The organism is Lacticaseibacillus manihotivorans DSM 13343 = JCM 12514, assembly GCF_001435035.1.
GTDB classification, from domain to species: domain Bacteria; phylum Bacillota; class Bacilli; order Lactobacillales; family Lactobacillaceae; genus Lacticaseibacillus; species Lacticaseibacillus manihotivorans.
Genome location: NZ_AZEU01000294.1, coordinates 1 through 5,008, shown reverse-complemented (window position 1 = coordinate 5,008; position 5,008 = coordinate 1). Strand labels below are relative to the sequence as shown.

The following is a 5,008-nucleotide window of genomic DNA, read 5'->3' as shown; positions in this document are numbered from 1 at the left end:
ACCGTCAGAGCAAGGCCGCCTGAGGTTGAAAGTCCAGAAAAACGTCCGCACGCCCTCATGATCAATTCAAAATGGGCTTTGACAATGGCGACATTGCCGAAGAAAAAGCCTGCACCGAGGGCGACGGTGACCCAAGCGATCCCGCCGAGTAAGTTATAAAAGACGAAATCGCGGTAGTGCATTTTACTGATGCCGGCGGTGAAGGGGATGAAAGTGCGAATGATCGGCATGAACCGGCCTAAGAAAATGGCGGCCTTGCCATGTTTTTCAAAGAATTTAGCGGAACGGTCGAGATATTCAGGTTTGATAAAGCGTTGGAGTTTTTGATTATGCGTGAGCCAGCCGCCGAAGTGCTCGCCGATTTCAAAGTTCAGCGAATCCCCGACAAACGCGGCAATGACCAACAAGCCCCATAAGACCCAAATGTTCAATCCGCCGTTAGCGAGTGCTGCCAAGGAGCCGCAAAGAAATAATAGCGAATCGCCTGGTAAGAAGGGTAAAATCACCACGCCGGTTTCAATGAAAATGACTAAAAACAAGCCGATGTAGATCAATGCGCCCCATTGACTGATCAATGCCGGCAGTAATTGCCCGAGGTTTGGAATCAAGGTGGTGAGTAATAAGACAGACATAAGCGACTCCTTAATTGAGTGGTTTAGCGAAAAAGTGACAACCGACGATGAACAAGCAGTAAGTGAGTAAAGCAAGCCAAGGGTTCATCACCAAATGTGGAAAAATCGTGGTGCCAAGCGCCACGCCGATGGCAACGACTAAAGCCGTTGAGGCATTGCTGCGACGAAAGGCGACAAACAGTAAAATGATCGCCAGCAGGGTCAAGCCCATCGCGACTAGGTGATCAGCCAACCATAAGCTGGCAATGACGCCGATGACCATGGTGATCAAGGCGGTGCCGCTGGCATGATGACTGCCGCCAGCAGGCACGCCGAGTAGTAAAGGCAAAGTGAAAATCGTCACCGCCAAGGCACTGATATCATTGGCCAAGAGTTCTGAAGTGAAGGTGCCGATCATGGCGACGATCAGCAGTTGTAATGTGAAAACCGGATGTGTTCGTAGCCGCATGAGCAGACCTCCTTAATCAACATCGTTAGTGTACGATGCCGCGAATCTTTGTAACACTAATGTCATCTAAACAGCAACTGAGGATTTTTCAGAAAGTGTCGCGAAATCCCATCGTCGCAGTCGACAATTCTGAATTTTTTTCAGAAAGACCTGATTTATTCCTGAAAATATTTTTTATGACGCCACAAAAAAACGCCTCAGCATTTGCTGAAGCGCTTGTGGCTTATGATAATAAAGGTATTGCTAAACGAATAATCGTGCCTTTGGGTTCATTGTCAGCAATTTCAAACTGGCCTTTAAAGCGTTCCGCTAGCTGCGCAGCGATTGCTAAGCCTAACCCTGTCCCAGTGACAGTACCGCGAACCTCGGCTGAACGATAGAAGCGTTCAAAGACATGCGGTTTATCTTCTGCGCTAATGCCACTACCACTGTCTGCCACGGTGATCACGGCTTGTGTGGTATCGGTGGTTAAGGTGACAGCAATCGGGGCATCTTCAGGGGAGTACTTTGAGGCATTGCCGACGAGGTTGTCGATGATTTGTTCCAAAGCAGATTCGTCGGCGTTGACTTGAACGTCATCCGCAATCGTTACGGCCAAGCTTTGCGGAATGGTATTTTGAAGTTTGGAAGTCAATTCCTGCATCAATTTAGTTAAATCGACTGCGTGTAAATCAACGGTTAACCGATCAGCGCGCGTTAAGGCGAGCAATTCTTCGACCAGTTGTTCCATTTGGCGAGATTCCTGGGTGATATACGCGACAGATTTTGGAATCACTTCCGGATGGTCTTTGCCACGGCGTTCGATCAATTGCGAGTGACTGCGAATCGTGGCGATCGGCGTGCGCAGTTCATGGGCCGCATTTAAAATGAACGTTTTCTGCTGTTCTTGGCGCTCATGTAACTCTGTCAATAAGTGGTTGAAATCAGTCGCCAGTTCACCGACTTCAGTTGGCGTTTTCGGTACTGGCAATAAATCAGCACCAGAACCACTGGCTAATTTTTTCGTGCTGGTGGATAAGGTGGTTAACGGATCGGTTAAGCGTTGCGTCAAACGCCTAATGTAAAAAGGCGCTAAAAACAAGGTAATGACTAACAACATCACGGTGGCTTCGACCACCCGCAACAAGATCTTCACTGAACTGTCCATGCTGAGCCACAACGTGTAATAGATCCCGCGCGAATGGCCAGTCCGGCGGAACAACAAGCCAAAATGTGGGCGGTAGTACAAATGCTTGTTGATCGGGATCTCGATGGGATCGATCGACAACAAGTCGTCAGCATTTGGAGAGTAGTAGTGTTTGACCTTGGCGTCTGCACGAGAATTGCGCACGTAAACATAACTGGTTGAGGTATCCAAGGTGGAAGTTTTGCGCCAATTTTCCCAGTCATCATCGCCGTCGATCACCGCACTTTTTAAACTGGCGATGATGTGGTCGGATTCGCTTTGCGTTTGTTTGAGGATCTGGTGCGATACCGCGATTAAGATGACGACCGTTAACGCTAACGTCAACACTGTGATCATGGTCATCAACTGGCGCCACATGATGGCCGCACTGGATTGATTTTTTTTCATTGAGTCGCCACCGCATCAGATAACATGTATCCCACGCCACGCACCGTGTGGATCAACTTTGGCGCACTTTGATCGATTTTGGTGCGGAGGTTTTTAATGTAGACATCTAAAATATTCGGCTGTCCGTCAAAGTCCACGCCCCAAACCGTGTTGAGCAAATCGTCGCGGGAACAAGGCTGATCATGATTTTGCAATAAGGCGACTAATAATTCGAATTCGCGCTGGGTCAAGGTGATGATTTGCCCGTTGCGGGTGACGCGCTTGGTGTCGAGATCCACTTGCAAGTCAGCGACTTGGAGACTGGAGGCGGCCTGGGTCTGCGGTTGGCTGTGGCGCAAGGCGACTTCGACACGGGCGATCAATTCTTCCATTTCAAAAGGTTTGGTCATGTAGTCATCGGCGCCACCAGTGAGGCCGGCGACTTTATCCCCGATATAATCCCGCGCTGTCAACATGATGATCGGCACTTGGCTATGTTTGCGAATGCGGCGTAACACGGAAAACCCGTCGAGTTTCGGCAACATCCAATCTAAAATGATCACATTGATTTGGTCTTGGTGGTCGTTGAATTGTTGCAAGGCGGCTTCACCGTCTGCGGCCCACAGCACGTCAAAGTCTTCTAATTGAAATTCGGTTTGCAGGGAATCTGCCAAACCGGATTCATCTTCAACGAGCAATAAGGTTTTTTTCATGGTAGCGCCCTCCTAAAAATATCATAGCGCAGATCAAAACTTGGTGTCGGCATCATTAGAAAAAATTATTGCCAAGCTTGCAGTCGCGCCTTGATTTGATCCATGACGGCTTGAGGCAAGCGGTTAACGTGAACTCCAGTGCCTAAACTCAACAGCCAATCCGCATACATTGCGCAAGCTTTAGGATCTTGATCATTCAAATGATCGCTCAAGCGCGCGGATTGTTGAAACGGATCGAGAAATTGTAAACTGCGTCCCGGTTGATGATACCGCCGAAAGCGGGCAATTGCTACTGCATCGAGTTGTAAATCGACATTTGGTTGTGCCGTTTGGGCTTGCCAGGCTTTGATGATGTCTGGCGTGAGCGGCTTGAAGGTGCCAGCTTGCAGATTTGAAATTCGATCCACTCGAAACAAGCGCTGGGCGTGCTTGTCGACGTCCATGCCATCAAAATACCACGTCGCCATCCGTTGATAAATATGCTTCAGCCAAACTTGGCGAGTCGAGGTGTCACCATTTGCTTTGGTGTAAGTAAATTGTAACGCTTTGGTTGAAGTCGCCATTGCGATCAGTGGGCCGAGTTGATCTGGCGCGTGATCGGTAAGTTCCAGCAAGTCGGGATCGTCTGGGTTGGTGTTTTCAAAGACCAGAATTTGACGCAAGGCGAGGAGTTGCTGTTTTTGTTCTGGGGAGACGATGGCTAAAAGTTTCTCAACGATCGCTTGGCGACTTTTGAGAAAAGGCAGTTGTGCGTTGGTGGTCGCGAGAAATGCGGTAAATAAAGCGGCCAGTTCCGTTTGGTTGAACTGCACTTGCATCAAGGTTTGATTGCGCAACACCGCATAACCGCCATTGTGTCCAGGTTGGCTGGTCAACGGCAGGCCCAGTGTTTGAATTTCGTCAAGGTCGCGAATCGCCGTCGCACGAGAGATCTCAAATTCGTTTTGTAAGTCTTTGATGGTGAAGTGCTCACGATTGTTGATGTAGCGCATTTCAGTTTGAATTCGCAAACTTTTTTGCATAATGGCTCCTAAAGGTGTCAACTTTTGATACGTTTGGCCTTTATTATATGCTCATCAACCAAAAAGGAGCAATTAATCATGACTTATTCAATTGAACACAAAACTGCTTTTACCATCTTAGGCTTTGGCCGCACGGTGCAATATGGGGAAGGCGCCGACAAGTTTGCCCAAATCACTCGCCAAAAACAACAATTATGGAACGACGTCAACGCAGACGGCCGTTTAAAACAATTGACTGACCTTGCCCCAGATTCCCATTTGTTTGCCGTCAATGAAGCTTATCAAAATGAAATGTGGTACTACGCAGGCGTTGAATCCAATGCCGAGGCCCCAGAAAACGCCCGCGCCATCAGCTTCCCAGATTCACAATACTTGGTCGTGACCGGTGCTGCCGAGAACCCTGGTCAATTGTTTGCGATGCTTGAAGGTGAAGCATTTGGCAAAGCGCTGGGTGAAATCGGTGATTATGCCTACGTTGGTGGTCCCAATGCTGCGGTCACTTTAGGTGAAGCAGAGGGCAAGGTGACTGGTGAAATGTGGATCCCAGTGCAAAAACACTAACTTCAAGCCAAAAAAATTACTGACTGCACTAGTCCCTGTCAAGTTGACAGATGAAATATTATAAAGTTGAATCTGTCTCT

6 protein-coding genes are annotated in these 5,008 nt (G+C 48.4%); 1 reads left to right on the top strand and 5 read right to left on the bottom strand.

What is annotated here, in order from left to right:
• The 5 genes from FD01_RS14255 to FD01_RS14235 all read right to left on the bottom strand — a co-directional run.
• A partial coding sequence (locus tag FD01_RS14255) for a VTT domain-containing protein (RefSeq protein WP_056964960.1) occupies positions 1 to 632 on the bottom strand: 632 nt, incomplete at its 3' end.
• A 10-nt stretch (positions 633 to 642) separates the two neighbouring features.
• A complete protein-coding gene (locus FD01_RS14250; RefSeq protein WP_056964958.1) occupies positions 643 to 1,080 on the bottom strand; it encodes a hypothetical protein in 438 nt (145 codons plus the stop codon).
• A gap of 223 nt (positions 1,081 to 1,303) precedes the next feature.
• Complete coding sequence (locus tag FD01_RS14245) at positions 1,304 to 2,653, bottom strand: HAMP domain-containing sensor histidine kinase (protein WP_056964956.1); 1,350 nt, start codon at positions 2,651 to 2,653, stop codon at positions 1,304 to 1,306.
• Complete coding sequence (locus tag FD01_RS14240; RefSeq protein WP_054719510.1) at positions 2,650 to 3,345, bottom strand: response regulator transcription factor; 696 nt, start codon at positions 3,343 to 3,345, stop codon at positions 2,650 to 2,652. The genes FD01_RS14245 and FD01_RS14240 overlap by 4 nt, the downstream gene beginning before the upstream one ends.
• 65 nt (positions 3,346 to 3,410) lie before the next feature.
• Positions 3,411 to 4,367, bottom strand: coding sequence for a helix-turn-helix transcriptional regulator (locus FD01_RS14235; protein WP_054719513.1), 957 nt, complete (start codon positions 4,365 to 4,367; stop codon positions 3,411 to 3,413).
• 78 nt (positions 4,368 to 4,445) lie between these two features.
• Here FD01_RS14235 and FD01_RS14230 point away from each other — a divergent pair, with 78 nt between their 5' ends.
• Positions 4,446 to 4,928, top strand: coding sequence for a GyrI-like domain-containing protein (locus FD01_RS14230; protein WP_056964955.1), 483 nt, complete (start codon positions 4,446 to 4,448; stop codon positions 4,926 to 4,928).
• The last annotated feature ends 80 nt before the right edge of the window (positions 4,929 to 5,008 follow it).